The following is a 16,630-nucleotide window of genomic DNA, read 5'->3' as shown; positions in this document are numbered from 1 at the left end:
CTTTGCGAAGCTTACTAAAGGGACTCGAGATATAGAGCGATGCAGTAGACTTTTTAGCTTTGCGCACATCCAGACTGCTGGAGCTAATTTTCCGCAAAGCATTTTGCAAGCCAAGAGAATTACGAGTCAGCTCTACCGCTGTAGCATCCGCCAAATACTCACGGTTTCTTGAAACTGCTAAATGGACGAACCTGGCTGCAAGCGGTGATAACAGAATAAAAATGAGTGCAACAATATAAAATGCTGGATGCGTTTTTTTATTGTCGTTCCTTCTTTGCGTAAATAACATCCTTGAGCCGATATCGGCTAAAATAGCCACGACGGATATTAAAGCAATCGAAATCGTCATTAGACGAATATCATAATTACGGATATGGGCAAGCTCATGGGCAGCAACCGCCTCGAGCTCCTCCCGATTCAGCTGCTCAAGCAAACCTGTTGTAAAAGCGACCGCGCCTTTCTCAGGCTTGATCCCTGTTGCAAAAGCGTTCGGAGAGGGATCGTTGATCACGTAAATTTTTGGCATCGGGATTCGGGCAGGTATACAAAGCTCCTCCACGATATGATAAAGCTGCTTATGAGTTTCTTCATTTGCAAGAACAGCCCCTGACATGCGAAGCACCTGCGAGCTTGCAGACATATAAGTAATCGGAACATAAACGAGCAATATTACCGCCGCTATGATCGCCCCGATCCATATATCCCCAAATCCCAAATAGCCAACTGCAATGCCCGCTCCAAGCACGATTACGCTAAAGAGCAGCACAAGCAGCACGGTTTTGCGTTTATTTTGTTCAATTTGCTTATAAAGCATAGCTTTCATCCTTTTCCTTGGGCGAGTATGAGCTTCCATATTAATTGGTTTCAGTAAGGAAGCTCATACTGCGTTTAGAATATAAGCCGAATATGATGCTCAGACCAGTAGAGGTTTCTATTCTTTTTTTAAAAGGTGATTTTCGGTACGATTTTCTCCGCTTCAGGGGTAACCAGCAGCTGCTCCTCTTTAAAGCTGAACATCCCGGCAATGATATTAGATGGAAATGACTCGCGCTTAATGTTGTATTCAGCAACTGTTTTATTGTACAGCTGACGGGAATACGCTACTTTGTTCTCAGAATTGGTTAATTCCTCCTGCAAGCTCATGAAGTTTTGATTGGCCTTCAAATCAGGATAAGCCTCACTAAGCGCAAAAATAGACTTCAATGCGCCTTGCAGCTGATTATCGGCTTCCATTCTCTCATTCGGCGTACCGCTGAGCATCTGATTACGAGCCTGAACGACCAGATTCAACGTTTCCTGCTCATGCTTGGCATAGCCCTTGACCGTTTCGAGCAGATTTGGAATCAAATCATGACGGCGCTTCAGCTGAACGTCAATCTGGCTCCATGCTTCCTTCACCCAGTTCCTCATCTTCACAAGCCCGTTATACGTTGCAATCACATAGATAACCAAAATAACGGCTATGACAATTCCAATAATCAATCCCATCGTTAGCACTCCATTCTTATTTCACATTTTTGGTTCAATTATCCTTCATTACGATTCGACCATCCTCATTCACAAATGCAAAGCCGCGCTCGATGGCACAGCTTATGCCGTTTCTAGCCGCTTTATCCAAAGCAGAGCCAGATCTTGCATAGCCAAGCTGCTTAACCGTTTGCTTTACTACATCCTCCTGCGGCAAGCTAATTTGGGTCAACAATACCGCTTTAATGACATTGGCCAGCTCTTCGGCAGGCAGCTCCTCTGCGCTTCGGCGATCTGTTTCGTTTGCAGCAATACGAAATCCGCTATATGCTTCAGGCTCTATATCTTCCGGCCATAGAAATAGCATGCCATCTGTATGTGTGCGCTGCAGGTTTAATTTTGCAAGAAGCTCCTCGAAATGACGCTCCAGCTTAGCCCCCATCCGCGATATTCCCCATGCTTGAAGAACACGCTTGATGAGAAGAGAACGGCTAATCGGCCCCTCCTCCTTAATAACTTGCTTCATTTGCTCCAAAATAAGCAGTGTATGTCCAGTATTGTAGAATGCCTCTGTAGAGAATGTTACCGGCTCCAGCGTTGAGCGTCTGTATACCGCTCCCCCGCTTAATATAGAAGAATCGTTTTCTTCCTCAATCGGATTCTGCGGAATGGCAACAAACATATGGGGCGAGGGCTTGGTCGTTTCTCTTCGGGCCGTGGCTGCTGATTGCTTCCGTGTTCCCGCATTTTCAATTGCCTTCTCAATCTTCCGCAGCTCCGCCTCTCTGTTCTCCCACCAGTCCGGAAGCCAAAGATGATGAAGACTCCAGCCAAGCTGCTCCAGCACCTGAATACGCAGGACGTCACGATCGCGAGCTGTCTTGGCATCCTTATACATTGGACCATCAAGTAATATACCGAGCTGATATTGACCGTGCTGCTTCGGATCTCGTATCCCCACATCAAGTCGATAGCCCGATGATCCGATATAAAGATCAACCTCGTAGCCTCGGCTAGTCAGCTCCTCTGCGAGCGCCCGATGTACATTAGGGATAACAAGCGTCTGTTTCGTCATTGCGGTAGTTGGCAATCCCTGCTTTCCTTTCTCCGCGTAATCAAGGAATGCCTTCAGGCCAATGACGCCTTCCGCGCTTGTACGGCTCGCGCTCAATTGATGAGCATGCAGCGTTGAGAATACCAGCATCTCTTGTCTTGCCCGCGAGACGGCGACATTAAGGCGCCGCCAGCCCCCCTTCCGATTCAGCGGTCCAAAGTTCAAGCTCACCTTGCCGGAGGCATCCGGACCATAACCGATAGAAAATAAAATAATGTCACGCTCATCACCTTGAACATTTTCTAAATTTTTGACAAAAATAGGCTCCGGAAGTTCTGGAAGCAGCAGCTCAAGCGATGGCTCCTTGCGCAGCGCTTCATCTAATAAGTCTTCGATAAGCGTCTGCTGCACGGAGCTGAAGGTAACGACTCCGATGCTCTGCTGGCGAAGGTCCTCATCCTTCAAGCGACGGACAATTTCAGCTACGACTGCATTGCCTTCGGCGCGGTTGTGCTTCGTTCGCCCACGGTCATAATACCCCTCTACCGGTCGCCATGAAACGCTAGAAACTGGTTCATCAGGTGAAGGGAAGGTCATTAGCTTGTTATCGTAATAATGAGCATTGCTGAATGCAATTAAGCTCTCATGGCGACTGCGATAATGCCAAGATAGATGCATTTGGTACATACCAAGCGCTAGGCAATCATCCAATATGCTCTCCATATCCTGAGCCATCTCGTTCTCCTCATCAAACTCCTCGCTTGATTTGGAGAAGAAGCTGGTCGGTGGAAGCTGCTTCGGATCTCCCACAATAACCGCTTGATGACCTCTTGCCAATGCGCCCACAGCTTCAGCCGTAGGTACCTGAGAGGCTTCATCAAATATGACCAAATCAAATTTAGGGCTCTTCGGGTCCAAATATTGAGCAACAGAAATCGGACTCATCAGCATACATGGCGTTAAGCGCGGCAGTAGGTTAGGGATATTGTCCAGCAGCTTGCGGATAGACATCGCTCTTCCTCCGCTTCGAATCGCCCGCTGCAAAATACCTGCTTCCGAGCTTTGAGCAGCCTCCTGCGACATTTGCGGTACTCTCGCTGAGAGCCTTGCCGCAATTTCCTGACGAGTAAGCTGTTCAAACCGCCGATCAGTCTCACGAAACCGATTTATTTTTTCTTCGAAAAGTGTACCAGAAAATGAACCTAGCAGCTCCTCTTGGTCAAAAATATAGCTGGCGCAGCTTTTATACAGCCCTCGTTCATATACAAGCATGAGCTCCGTATCGGGCATTTGCCCTGCTTCATGTGCAATAAGCAAAGCACTAAGACCAGCTTCCGCTGCTTGCTCCCGTATTCGGCGCCATGCGCACCAGTCGCGCAGCTCATGAAGATGAGCTTGCCAGCCTTCTGCTCGCAGCCGCATAAAGCCATACCAGCTCGAGTCACCTGCCTCAGCTGCAAGCTCATCTAGCTCCAAATGCAGCAGCTCGCTCAGCCGCTGTTCGCAGCCTTCTGCTTGGCTAAATAGCGAAGCCGCCTGACTGAATATCACGTTATGCTGAGCGAAAGCATGACGTCCCCCTTCTAATAAAGCAGCTATTCGTTCTTTTGTTTGCATCGCAGCATGCAGGTCCCCATGCCATTCCACTAAGCAGCTATGAAGAGAGCTTGCCCAGTCTGCAGCCTCTGAAATTGCTTGCCAATTGGCTTGCCCCTCATTCCAAAGCTCAGAGCCAAGCAGCTCTTTAGCACCATCAGCCTCTGATGCCAGCTTCTTCTCTTCCTCTTGCCACTGCACGATTCGAGATAAATGCTCCCTGGCTTGCTCCTTCTGAATGATTCGGCTAGGAGCCGCCATCGCTTTTAACTGTTTCACAATCCGCTTCTGCATAAGCAGCTTAGGCAGAAGCCACTTCAGCTCTGCTTTGGCCCATTCAGAGAGCAGCATGGGCGCATCCAGCTGAACAGCCTCTGGTGTGAAATGCTCGACAACGATTTGCCTAATCTGATCTCTTCGCTCACCTTGCTGGCTGAGCCTTCTCAGACGACCGACTGTCTGCTCTGCGTCAGCTCCTTGAAGCAAGGCAGGCAATACATCGGGAACGCTAAGCATCAGCCCAATGAGCTTCGCCAGCGTTTGGACCTTTGCATAACGAAGCGGCATGTGCGATAGCTGCAATATGCTCATCATCTTCTGCAAGGCATCCTCAACTGAGTTCATTACGCCGCCATACCCGAGCAAAGCTTGCTCTACATCCGACTTTAAGCTTTGCGTAAATAAGGTCACACGCGCATCACGCCATATATGTCCTGCTAGGCCGCCGCATTGCAGACTAGCAGCTAACAACTGCGCAACCAAGTCTCGCCACACGGTTATTTTTTCAGGTGTTAATGCTCCGATATCCGCCTGATCAAAGACGACGATATCTGGTCCAGTGCCCGTCTGCTCATAACCAGCAATAGCTTCAAATAAAGAAAAGCCAAAAGACTGCTTGCGATGCAGCGCTGATATATAGCCGTTTAGCTCGCCTCGTAGGTTAGCCAAGCGATCAGCCTCTTTGCTCCATTGCTCTGGAGGCATAACACGAGGGGCGTCTATAGCCGCGCCTAACTGATCCAACACAGCACGTTTCGTGCTTTTATTGGAGTGAAGCTCCAAGCAAAATGACCCCAAGCCGATATTCTCCAATCGTTTCTGTACGACGGATAAGGCGGCCATCTTCTCTGCTACGAACAGCACTCGCTTGCCGCTCGCCAATGCATTCGCGATCATATTCGTAATCGTCTGCGATTTGCCGGTTCCGGGCGGTCCGTGCAGAACAAAGCTTTGACCAGCGGCGGCAGCCCGAATCGCAGATAGCTGCGAGGAATCCGTACTAATCGGCACCAGCTGTTCACCGGGATGCTGCTCATCAAGCGGGGTCGTGCTAACTTCTTCCTGCTGCTGCCATTGCAGCTGATTCGCCATCAAGCTTGCCACAATTTTATTTTGCGCCAGCTCATTTGAACGCGTACGAATATCATTCCACATCACAAATTGGCCAAAAGAAAACAACCCCAAATAAGCGGATTCCTCCACATCCCACCTTGGCACTTGCAGCATCGCATGTCTTATGACATTGAATATTTGCTTCAAATCGACGCCCTTGTCATCACGCGGAAGTGTATCGAGGCCGCCAATCGCTATGCCAAAATCCTGACGCAGCATTTCGAGCAGCGTAATATTGATTTGCGGCTCCTCGTCCAGTCCGCGAACGATATACCCACTTCGTGACAGCTTCTTTATAATTTGAACCGGTATTAGCACAAGCGGCGCGTATCTCGGCAGCTCGCTTGCTGGCGACTCATACCATTTCAGTACGCCGAGTGCCAAATAAAGTGTGTTGGCCCCATTCTCCTCTAATGAAAGACGAGCAGAACGATAGAGATGCACCACCCTTTTCTCCAGCTCATTATCTTTCAAATCTACCCTCAGCCGCTTGCGATTAAATTCTTCACGCAGCAGCTGCTCCATGGGATGGTTGCTGCGAATGCTTTGAAATAAACTAATGCTGCGCAAATCATCCTGCCAATCGCTCGGCCTCGGCAACATTTCGAACTCTCCGCGCTCAGCAAGCTCATCCTCAAGCTCACCTAGCTGCGTCGTCATAATCTGAATGCTTGATTTCGTTAATTTGAAATTAATAAGCGTATTTCGCAGTGACAAATCCAGCAGACGACGTTCCCATTGCTTCTGCCTGCTAATCGGAATTGTATCTACCTCTATCGGCTTCTCCAGTACGTCCATGAGTTCAGGAGCCAGATGCTCATGTTCACTCTTTACCGGTTCTGCTTCGAGCTCCCATCCGCCGGACTTTTCCGTGCGAAGCGGCAGTGGGCGAATCCCGCCTGCGCGAGCTCGCTTAACATCGACGATACAATCAAACTTATCCGGATCATGCAAATGCTGATTAGCGCGGGCGGAGGCCTCATCAAATCGTGCCGTTTGCCCCTCATTCAGATAGGTAGCTTCTATCAAACAGATTTCATTAATACCCGGTGCAATTCTTTTGGTAAGCAGCGATATATCGTCCTGTACACTCTCAGAGAAGGTTTCTTCGATCAGCCATACCCCGACAAATGCATGACCTTCCGTGAAAATAAGCAAAGGATGCAAACCAACCGCCTCCAAGCAGGCAGCATAAAGCAGTGTTAAATCCAAGCAATTGCCTAGGCGATACGCGAAGATCGTATCCAACAGCCGAACACGCTGCCCGATTTGTTCAAAGCTCGGCGGAGCAACACAATAAGCAATGGCTTTGCTTTGAATGACACTATAAATAGCAGCCGCCTGAAGGCGAGCACGATTAGGGTCCTTGCTCTGGTAAGCACTAAAGGTCGGGCTGCCATTCCATTTCCCTAATGTACTAGCTGCCTCTCGCACTACCTGCAGCACCTGCGAATGATTAGGCGTCACAAACGACGCAGCCATCTCTGGCAATATGGCAAGGCCGCTCCATTCATCAAAAGCAAGAATCGTAATCGAAGCCCGCTCCTCGAAGCAAGACTTCTCATTTTGAATAACCGAAAGGGTAAGAAGTCCAGTCACACGCTCGGATAAACCCGCTAGGTAAGAGCCTAAAAGCTGCACATGCATAACACCCAAATCAATCGATTGCCCTGCGGGCAACACATCCAGCACCTTAGTCCACTCATATGCATATGCCGGTTCTGCCGACAGCTTGACCGTAACGAGGCGAATATCCTCCTCTGTCACATTGGTCAACACGATTTTCCTAACGATAGGGACATGATTTTGCTGCATCGCATAATTAATGACTTTGCTATATTCCCATTCGCAGCGAACGCTCTGATTCAACACATAAGCCTCCCAACCCTTTAGTAGCTTTCTAAGCTCTATCACGACCAAATAGGTAACTAACTTCTAATTTTATATTGATTCTATAATAGCATTTTATTTCCAATAATTAAGCAAATATCGACTTTTTATCACAAAAAACTCATCCTTCTTGTTGTATAATGGATGAAATAAGGAGGCAGTCATCTTGGAAGTGGAATACAGCTTACAAAAGGAAGAAAACCTAACCTTCAAACAAGGCGTTCAAGATTGCATTCCTACGCTGCTAGGCTATATCGGTATCGGATTGGCCGCTGGCGTTGTCGGCAATTCAGCTCATTTAAGCATTTTGGAAATTGGACTACTCTCGGCTTTAGTCTATGCGGGCGCCTCTCAATTTATCATTTGTGCCATGCTAGTTGCTATGAGTCCTCCTTCAGCCATTATTGCAACAACGTTTCTCGTTAACTTACGTCACTTCCTGATGAGTGCAGCGCTCTCCCCTCACTTTACGCGCTACTCACTGCTGAAAAATATAGGAATAGGAGCCCTCCTGACCGATGAATCCTTTGGAGTTACATCACTGCGAGTTTCCAAGGGACTCGCGATTAACGATCGGTGGATAAATGGGTTGAACGTTACCGCTTATGTTACGTGGATCGCTTCCTGCCTAGCAGGCGGCTGGATGGGCAGCTGGATAGGGAACCCGGAGGCGTTTGGACTAGACTTTGCATTAACCGCAATGTTCGTGGCGCTGCTCGTTCTGCAAATGATCGCTCTGCCAGCATCCAAGCTGAGACATTATCTTGTACTCATTGCCTATACGGTTTTAGCTATGTACATCCTATCGTCCTTCTTTTCTATTTATGCTGCAGTCCTTCTTTCCACTGTCATTTGTGCTGCGATCGGGGTGGTGAGCGAAAAGTGACGGTCGATCTCCATCTGCTTCTTATTATCGCAGGCTGTGCAATCGTAACGTTCATCCCACGCACCCTCCCGTTTGCTGTTATTCGAAAGCTCAAGCTGCCAGCCCCCATTGTCAAATGGCTCTCCTATATTCCGGTATGCCTGCTAACCGCACTTATCGTTCAAGGAGCTATTCGTCCAACTGCTTCGATACCGGCGATCAACTGGCTTCATTTAATGATCCTCGTGCCCACACTGCTGACGGCTCTAAAAACAAAAAGCTTGCTGCTCACGGTTGTCGCAGGCATTTTGACCGCTGCTTTGGTTAGGTGGATTTTCTGACGAGGTTCGTCTGTTAGGGTGTGAGTGTTATTACTGCAAACAAAAAAGCGTGTGTGGTGAGCAGCGGCTTTCCACATACGCTTTAAGTTTCCCGTACTCTTTGGAGCTTCACATTACCTAAAACAGCTCCACCTGCGTCACATCGCCCAGACGTTCCATCGATAATGGCGCGTGGTCGCGGAAGTAGGCTTGATTAATCGTCTTTTCCTTCGTCATAATTTGCTTGTCCGCACCCGCTGCATGGCGCAGCCTGCAGCTAAAGACGATGGGGAAATAATCCTGAAGAAACTTTCCTGTCGCATGCGCAGTCAATGCAATCATTTGAAATCCTAACTGCTCTGCAATAAAGAAAACCGGACTGAGTACATGATCACTTGATGCCTTGCCAAAGGGGTTGTCTAAAATTACTGCACGGTGACGCTTCATTCCTGTTTGAATATGCTGCCGCTTCTCAGCCGTATAATTAAGCAGCCCGAGGAATAAAGTCATATTCTTGCTCCACTTCTCACCGCCGGACCAATTGTTTGATTGCTCCCATGAGTAGGCAGCTCTAGTGAGCGTATTCTCATTCGTTACCTTGCGACAAGTTACCTTCATCGCTTTATCCTTAAGAATAACCTGAAGCAGCTGCTTTGTATCCAGCCATTTCGCCAAATCCTTTTTGACTGCAGCATCTTGTGCCTGTCCTTGCTCGTTCTTATATTTCTCATGCTCAAGCTGTGTTGTAATCCAGTCCAAATACTGCCGAATCGCGCCTTTTCCGTCTTGCTCCTCCCAATCGGGAATCGTGAACGTATAAATCGGCTTCCACTCGTTATCCGTTTTGACCCGTGTCTTATTCGGAATATCTTTAAGCTCCGCGGCAACCTGCTTCAAATGGGCATGGACATGGACGATATATTGCTCCAGCTGCTGATTATCCGTCCGCATCGTTTCCTCGGCAATATGATTGGCGTTATGAATTCGTTTCTGCATCGTTTCATGGAATGTAAGTATCTGCCCATAGGACGCCGCCTGTTCAACACCCTGTTCAGCCATTTCCCGAAGCTTCACATTATGAATATATCTGCGGCAAAAGCTTTTAAAACGATCACGCGCTTTAGCTAGCCGTTTCTCCTCTTCCTCTACTGCTTGATAGCAGATAGAGAGCTGCTCCAGCATCGCATGAACGATAGCGACTGGATTATAGCCGAAATTTGTAGTTGCTTCCGCTGGGAGATCCGCTGCCACAATGTGCGGATTTTCAAATCCATGCAGCAGCTTATACGGCCTTAGCTCATTTATCGCTTTCTGGATTTTCTCAAGCTGTGAATGAAGCAGCTTGCTTAGCCGATCAAGATCGCGCTTCTCTGTCGCTAAGAGGCTATCCTCTTCCTCCAGCCGCGACCCTATTGACGATAAGCTTTCGTGAAAGAGCAGCGGCTGTTCATCCTTATGCTCACGAGCATACATCACCAGCAGCAGCTTAACCTTCTCATCCTGACGAGTAAGCTTCTGATCAGCTTGCTTATATTCAGCAGTCAAGCGGTTTTGCTTCTCCTTGAGCTGCTGTAGATCTACGAGCAGTTCCTTCATTCGTTCTGTTCCGTTTAACGGAAAAAGCATATTAAGCAGCAAACCCGCATGCTCAGATTGCAGCCGCGTCATCTCATCGTCCAGCGTATTTTTTTTGGCCTTGGCAGCATCACGTTTCGTTTCCAGCTCGCTTCGACTCTTCGTTATTTGCATTCTGCGTTGAAACAGCCGAATACGCTGCTCCTTCAACCGTTCGATGTGCAGATCAGTTGCAAGCGGAAGGAAACCGCGAACTTCAGAGTATACATCCTGTGCCCGCAGCACCAGCAATTCATTCTCGGCCTGTTGCAGCTCCCGTTCAAGGACTGACAGCTGCTCCTGCAGCGCATTATAGTCTCGTTTCTGTAATGCTGCTCTTCTGTTAATCGCAGCAGCTTGCTCCTTGATGCTTGCAAGCTGCTTCTGCAGCTCAACGATCTCTTTCCCCAGCTTCATATACTTCTGAGCTTGAGAGAGCCAGTGGCTAAGCTGATGATGCTCATCCTTCTGCGTTTCGATTCTTTTGGCGTTCTGAGCGTGCGCAGCCTCATCCTGTTCGAGCAGCGACCGAAGCTGCTCCAACTCACGCTCATGCTGACGCAGTCGTTCCTTCCCCAAGACGATAAGCTTCTCAAGCTGCTGCAGCTGATCAAAGGGATACTCCTTAATGAAACGCGAGAATAGCTTACCCGCATCCTGCCAACTCGTCAGCTCTTCCTCCTGCAAGATTCGCGCCTGCCTTGAACGTTCCGCCGTTTCCAGCGCCTCATGCTGCCATTGCTGGAACGAGGCTCTCTCTGCGTTGCTCGCCCAATGCGCAGGCTCCACCCATTGCTGTTCTAGATCCGACTCCTCGCCCTTGGCAAATGCAGCAGCCTCGTCCGTAGAAAGAATCCGAATCGGATATTGAAGCTGCATGGAATAAGCGGACAGCCTTTTGCTCAGCTCAGACTTATCCGCTTCCAGCGTAATAAGCGTAAGCGCCCATAGCGATGAAACCGATTCTTCACTTGATAACGGCATATTTTCCAAATATTCAATGCCCGTCATAAGCACTGTAAACTGATTAGACCACTTTTGGATGACACTTGCTATAAATGAATCTGCAAAAAAACGATCCTGCCCCGCATAATCATCTACAAAACGAAAGGTTAAGCGCTCCTGCTGCAATAGCCGCTCCTTATCGCCTAACAGACGCTCAGCTTCCTCCTCCAGCTGACGCTCAATCGAGTCTTGTCGATCATAGACCGTTTGAAGTTTCTCCCAGGACGGACGCAGCCTGCTTAATTCAACTAGCACCGCTTGCTGAGCTTGCTGCTGTGCAGCCAAATCTGCCTCATGACCACTAAGGCTCTCAACCTCATGGCGTATCGCCGATTGAATTTGGGCCGTATGCTCCTGCAGCTCTGCTCTACGCTTAACTATTTCTCTGTTTTTTTGCTCAAGTGAAACATTGCTGTCATCAAGCTCCTGCTGCCTGACAATCCACAAGACCAGCTTGTCCTCTACCTTCTCCATCGCTGGATTGGCCAAGATTTCTTTGCTAATCTCATTTCGCCGCTGCTCCAAGGCACTCTCGCTCGTTCTCAGCTCAAGACTCTGGTCCTCACAAGCACGCAGCTCCTTACCCAGCTCCGCTACGCGCTGCTCCTCCAGAGCCAGCCTTTCGAGCCGCGCATTTATGTCCTGCTCTAAAAGAAGCTTTTCCGCTTCCCATCTATTCTCTAAAGAATCAAGCAAATACCGCAGCTGCCCGTTATTGCTTTCCCAAGCTTCGTCCAGCTCACGCTCATCCTCTGACTGCCCTAGCTCGCTAAGCTGCTGCTCCGCGGAGTGCTCCTGCTCCCTTGCTTCTGTTCTCTGCTTCTTATATTCGGCATAACGAAGAGAATAGTATTGCCGCTCCGCATTCTGCCTCTGTTCATCCACAAGCTGCTTATCATCGTCTACCAATTGAGCCATTTGCTGGCTAGCCTCCAGCTCCTGCCGCTCCCGTGCAATTTCTAGAGAATCCTTTTGCCGCTGTAATTGTGCTCTGCGATGATTCCATTGCAACTGCTGATCCTCAAGCTGTGTTAGCAAGCGACCCTGGGCATCCTCCTGTTCCTGAGCAGCACGCCAGTAGCCTTTAGCCTCACTCTGCTGCTCTCCATATATGATTTGCTTCGCATTCACCTTCTCATAGGCGGTCACGTAGGTATTAAGCTCAACCAAAATACGCTCGTTCTCTTCTACCTCCTCCTTAAGCTCCTTATATCGCTTGAAGATCTTGCGATGCGATTCAAATGCTTCCGCAAACTTGCCGTCCGCATAACCGGACATTGAATCCTCCACAACGGGAATGAGCAGCCGATCAAATAGAAGCGTTGTCGTCTTGCATTCATCGAAGAAATGCTCGATTCCGCCTTCCGTTTGATTGATTTTGGCTATCCAATCCCATTCTGCGGCAATGATATGCAGCTGCTCCTCCAAATATTTGTGATAGCTCTTAATCGTCGGAAACAGATGAGCGTTCATTCGTTTAGCTGTCATGGACTGATAATAGTCCTGTATTTCACCTTTTTCCGAAGGACGCGACTTGCCCTGCACTTTTTTGACAAACGGAATTTCATCGATACCATCCGCATCATGCGCAGCATAATCATACACATAACGAAGCGAGTCCAGACCAGTCCCCGTCAAAAACAGCGTGACGCAGGTGACCGCATATCTTCTAGGCCGCTCATTCAAAATCCACTCAATCGCCACATGCGCCGGACCATTTTCAAGAGAAAAAGTTTCCTTAAGCTTTCGCCCTGCCAGATCGCTATGCGGCAGTACTGCTTGGAGCGCAGTTTGAATAAATACCGTTTTACCGCCGCCGTTCTCCAGCAATATGGCTCCGTTATGACCGTCGAATTGAAAAACCTCGTCATTATATCGCTTATTTCCATCCTCATAAACGACATTCGTAAAACGAATTTTAGAGATTGCCGGCATGGCCTGCTTCCTCCTTCCTGCTATGCTCAAACTGATAAAGAAACTCTAATACCCCTCGGTTATATTCCAGCTCCATAAAATACCGCTGCACAACGATCTTGGATTTTTCTGTTAAAACCAGCTCCTGGTTTCCGATATCCTGAACTAGCTCCTGCGCAATCATAAACCGCTTTACCGTATCAATAAAGCTTACTCGGCTAATTGTATTTCCGCTCTGACGCTGCGCCGTTTCTTTCACATCATCCATCGCTTCCCACTTCTCAATGATTGAGGTCCAGTGGTAGGAGAACTCCTTCTCCATCGCCTTTAACTCCTCTTCAGAGTGCTCGGCAAGCATAACGATTCGCTCATTAACGAGTTCCGTCCACTCATCAAGCCGCAGGAAGCTGCGGGTCGGCTCAAGTGTCTGATAACTGTCATAGAAAGCACCGATAAGTACAATGATGCACACATACATTAAATAAAGATCCGCATTCACTGCATTCGTTCGCATGTAATTTTTTTTAATATAATCATTGCTCACATGGAATGGCGATAGCCGCGTCTCCGGAATCATATAGAGCTGTTCGCCTGCCACTACCGTCACACAATCCACCTCGCGCGCAAATTGATCCACAAGTCCCCGCAACGCATCATCTGCTACATATTCTTGTAAAAGCTCTTTCCCCGCATAAGTATCGCGTGCTAACTGCACATACATACGGAACGCCTTCATCACTACATTATGATCAATCGCCATAACCGTCCTCCTCCCATGACATCCACATGTTTTGGATCGTGAATCTCTCATTTACTTTAAAGAGTGATTTCGCCTCTCGAACATACAGTGTCCGCTGGCCGAGCTGACTAATCACAGACTCCAGCCACTGGCTCTTGTCCATATCCTCTGCATGCTGATTAACAGACTGAAGCGGACTTCGCTGATGCAGCAGCAGCCAAAAATCATAAAAGGAGCGCTTCGCAAGCAGCTTTTCCTGCCCAAGCTCCTTCACATGCTCGATCAAGCGCGAGAGGTCTACTCGGTTTTCTTCTTCCATTAAGCCTATAAGCAATTCCATATAATAAGAGAATGCGCGCTTGCGTTCCTCAATAAACATTTCACTCTGCTCTTCTGTCTGGGCCTCCATGAAGCTATTGTCCCTATCCGAGCTATCTTGCTCCTCTTGAATATTTTGCTCTGCCCAAACCGTTAGCAAAGACCACTGCTTCGACTGCTCCACATTCAACAAGGGGGCAATGATCCCTTTCATGCTCTCAAGCGGCAAGGGCACGCTAAAAATAAGCGATGCGATATCCTGCTCAAAGCTAAAGGAATGAAGTCCCGTATAATAGAGGGATTCCCTTGCTGCTGATAAGGCATGTGCTTTCAAATCCATGCTTTGGCGAAATAGCACCGTATGCTCGCCATGTACGCTCTCAAGCTCATTTCCTATTTTCAAAATCAGCTCATAAGGGCGTTGATCCTTGCTTCGCGCCGCCTCCGCCTGTATGCGATCCTTCGTATCCTTGCTAAATTGCCTTAGCTCCTCAAACTCTTCATTCTCCCTGTTCAACCGAGAATAAATGTCGTCGAGCAAAGCCTTATACCGATTAAACGTTTCCTCTGATACGATATTGCGCTTGATTTCATGCTCCAGCTTCTGCATTCTCTCCTGCAGAGATTCCACATCCACCCGCATCTCATTAATTTGCCGCAATGCACCGAGAAACTCACCCTTCTCCAGCTGCTTGCGCAGCACAAGCTGATGAATGGACAACTGAAACTCCATATAAAACTCTTTTGTCGCAAAAACGAGCTCCAGCCCATCCTCATCCAGCGTATAGTATTGTGTATTTGTTTTGAGATCAAATGCATGAGCGCGAAGAATGGAGATATGGGCTTGCTCCGCTTGCTTTGTCTCCCAGTTATAGAAGGAAAACTCCCGCTTCTTGCCCGATGCCGGCCGAAACACCTGTACGATCTGCCGCGCAAGCTCCTCGGCTTCAACCTCTGTCTCTCCAAGATCATAGACAGCAGCCGTAGCGCGGTACAAATACTGTGCAAGCTCCTTAATGCCCGCCTTGCTGCTGCGAATCAGCTTCTGTTCGAAGAAGAACAGCAGCGACAGCAGCCCAAGCTCCATCATATCAATAGGCTTTTGCTGACGATCTGTCCTTCGTTTGCCCCGCAGCTCAAACAAGGGATCAAATAGAGCAAGCTTCGTCATACGATCCTTGAAGCCATTCGTAAGCTGTTCCAAATTCAAATCTAAATGATCCATGCGGCCGACCTCCAAAGCGCTTTAAGCTCCGCTGTCTTCAATATTTCTTGCGGGTAATAGCCTCCGGATGCTAGACAGCTATTAATGCTAGCTTGCTCCGCCTCGGTGAAATGGGAGCTAAATGCTTCCACTGCGAGCAGATCCCGTCTTTGCGTTTCCTTGCCAAATACATTTTCCTTCGCCAGACATGCCCGGTAAAAAGGCAGCGCAAGCCGAGCCTCCGATTGATAAAGTAATTTCATCCTCTCATTCAGCGATGCCCAAATATTAATGCCTTCATGATCTATGTCTCCAAAATAATAAAAGTTATGCCGCGCTTCTGGCAATGGAAGCTGCAGCTCGAATAACTCAATGCTCTTAATAATCTTCTTCCCACAGCCATAGATCAAAGTCGAGAACTGTGTGTCAGCCAACGCTGGAAGCAAGCCTTGATAAGTCGTTTTATTCTCCACAATGAGATGAAGCTGCGCTGCAAGTCCCGCCTGTTGCGGGTTAAAAGCAAGCATCAACGGGTCTGCCACCGATATGATTCGCATCGACGACCATAGGCCAATTCGCTCGAGCAGCTCCATTCCGTTGTTTTCTGTAATCCATTTTTCATCACCAACCAATGCAAAGCTGCGCTCAGGAGCAGGGACAGACTCCTCCGGGAGCGACTCTCTTCTTAAATATTCATCGATCTGCCTAATTCTCGGCTCATCTTGCTGCCATGCTTCTGCTGGCAAGCTATAATAGGCATCTATTCGAATATGCGGATGCAGTTGAAGTCTTGCCTGCTGCAGCTGGCGATGCAAGTCCAGCTTAAACTTGCTTTTATTAATCCGATAGTTATAGGCAAGCGAGGGCTGCTTTCCGTTGCGTCCTTGTGCCTTTACCATCTGCAATGCTTCACTAGCCTCTAAAGACATAAGTACTTCACCAAGCTCCTGATAGCTAGTCGAACTAGCCGAGCAGATTCCCTCCAGCTCTGCCAAGGAAATGGTCTGTTTCTTGTGCCGACTCAAATAACTCTCTATTTGCTGCCTAATAGGCATATTTTCACACCTTAAATGACAAATTTAGTTCTATTATATCAAAATGCGATAGGTTGATGACATGAGAAACTTAAGAAACTGATTTGGAACAAAATCACCCTTACGGTTGATTGGAATTCGTAGAGGGATCCGCTCACACTTCTAACGGAAACCACAGACGCTAAATCGCCTTTATTTTTCGTTTCAAGAATGTAACG

Annotated in this window: 9 protein-coding genes (1 of these 9 running past the window's edge); 2 read left to right on the top strand and 7 right to left on the bottom strand. The window is 48.3% G+C overall.

Features of this window, described 5'->3' with window-relative positions:
• The 3 genes from htpX to MHI37_RS04750 all read right to left on the bottom strand — a co-directional run.
• A protein-coding gene (gene htpX, locus MHI37_RS04760; protein ID WP_076337940.1) for a zinc metalloprotease HtpX crosses the window boundary here: on the bottom strand, nucleotides 1-814 show its 5' portion. It extends 71 nt beyond the left edge of the window; the window shows 814 of its 885 coding nt (coding positions 1-814); it begins with the start codon at nucleotides 812-814; its stop codon lies beyond the left edge, outside the window.
• A gap of 128 nt (nucleotides 815-942) precedes the next feature.
• Nucleotides 943-1,488, bottom strand: a complete 546-nt coding sequence (locus MHI37_RS04755) for a LemA family protein (protein WP_076337939.1) — start codon at nucleotides 1,486-1,488, stop codon at nucleotides 943-945.
• A gap of 34 nt (nucleotides 1,489-1,522) precedes the next feature.
• Entirely contained in the window at nucleotides 1,523-7,378 is a 5,856-nt protein-coding gene (locus MHI37_RS04750) for a DUF3320 domain-containing protein (RefSeq protein ID WP_083676368.1), read from the bottom strand.
• Between the two features lie 184 nt (nucleotides 7,379-7,562).
• On the opposite strand from MHI37_RS04750, the gene MHI37_RS04745 reads away from it, so the two are divergent.
• Together MHI37_RS04745 and MHI37_RS04740 are read left to right on the top strand one after the other, a co-directional pair.
• A complete protein-coding gene (locus tag MHI37_RS04745; protein WP_076337937.1) occupies nucleotides 7,563-8,285 on the top strand; it encodes an AzlC family ABC transporter permease in 723 nt (240 codons plus the stop codon).
• Nucleotides 8,282-8,605: an AzlD domain-containing protein gene (locus MHI37_RS04740; protein ID WP_076337936.1), complete on the top strand. Its 324-nt coding sequence runs from the start codon at nucleotides 8,282-8,284 to the stop codon at nucleotides 8,603-8,605. Before MHI37_RS04745 ends, MHI37_RS04740 begins: the two co-directional genes overlap by 4 nt.
• Nucleotides 8,606-8,722: 117 nt before the next feature.
• Here the strand turns inward: MHI37_RS04740 and MHI37_RS04735 are convergent, their stop codons facing one another.
• From MHI37_RS04735 to MHI37_RS04720, 4 genes are read right to left on the bottom strand one after another with little or no spacing between them, the layout of a single operon-like run.
• Complete coding sequence (locus MHI37_RS04735) at nucleotides 8,723-13,138, bottom strand: hypothetical protein (RefSeq protein WP_076337935.1); 4,416 nt, start codon at nucleotides 13,136-13,138, stop codon at nucleotides 8,723-8,725.
• Nucleotides 13,122-13,877 (bottom strand): DUF6063 family protein, encoded by a 756-nt coding sequence (locus tag MHI37_RS04730; protein ID WP_076337934.1) that lies wholly within the window; start codon nucleotides 13,875-13,877, stop codon nucleotides 13,122-13,124. Before MHI37_RS04730 ends, MHI37_RS04735 begins: the two co-directional genes overlap by 17 nt.
• Entirely contained in the window at nucleotides 13,867-15,399 is a 1,533-nt protein-coding gene (locus tag MHI37_RS04725; RefSeq protein ID WP_076337933.1) for a replicative DNA helicase, read from the bottom strand. Before MHI37_RS04725 ends, MHI37_RS04730 begins: the two co-directional genes overlap by 11 nt.
• Nucleotides 15,387-16,433, bottom strand: a complete 1,047-nt coding sequence (locus MHI37_RS04720) for a Wadjet anti-phage system protein JetD domain-containing protein (protein ID WP_076337932.1) — start codon at nucleotides 16,431-16,433, stop codon at nucleotides 15,387-15,389. The genes MHI37_RS04725 and MHI37_RS04720 overlap by 13 nt, the downstream gene beginning before the upstream one ends.
• Nucleotides 16,434-16,630: the final 197 nt, after the last annotated feature.

The organism is Paenibacillus sp. FSL H8-0548, from assembly GCF_038630985.1.
Classification (GTDB): domain Bacteria; phylum Bacillota; class Bacilli; order Paenibacillales; family Paenibacillaceae; genus Pristimantibacillus.
This window is presented reverse-complemented; position numbering and strand designations above follow the sequence as displayed.

Coding starts and splice junctions, on each gene's coding strand:
- MHI37_RS04755 (WP_076337939.1), bottom strand. CDS start 1,488: ATGGGATTGATTATTGGAATTGTCATAGCCGTTATTTTGGTTATCTAT.
- MHI37_RS04735 (WP_076337935.1), bottom strand. CDS start 13,138: ATGCCGGCAATCTCTAAAATTCGTTTTACGAATGTCGTTTATGAGGAT.
- MHI37_RS04730 (WP_076337934.1), bottom strand. CDS start 13,877: ATGGCGATTGATCATAATGTAGTGATGAAGGCGTTCCGTATGTATGTG.
- MHI37_RS04725 (WP_076337933.1), bottom strand. CDS start 15,399: ATGGATCATTTAGATTTGAATTTGGAACAGCTTACGAATGGCTTCAAG.
- MHI37_RS04720 (WP_076337932.1), bottom strand. CDS start 16,433: ATGCCTATTAGGCAGCAAATAGAGAGTTATTTGAGTCGGCACAAGAAA.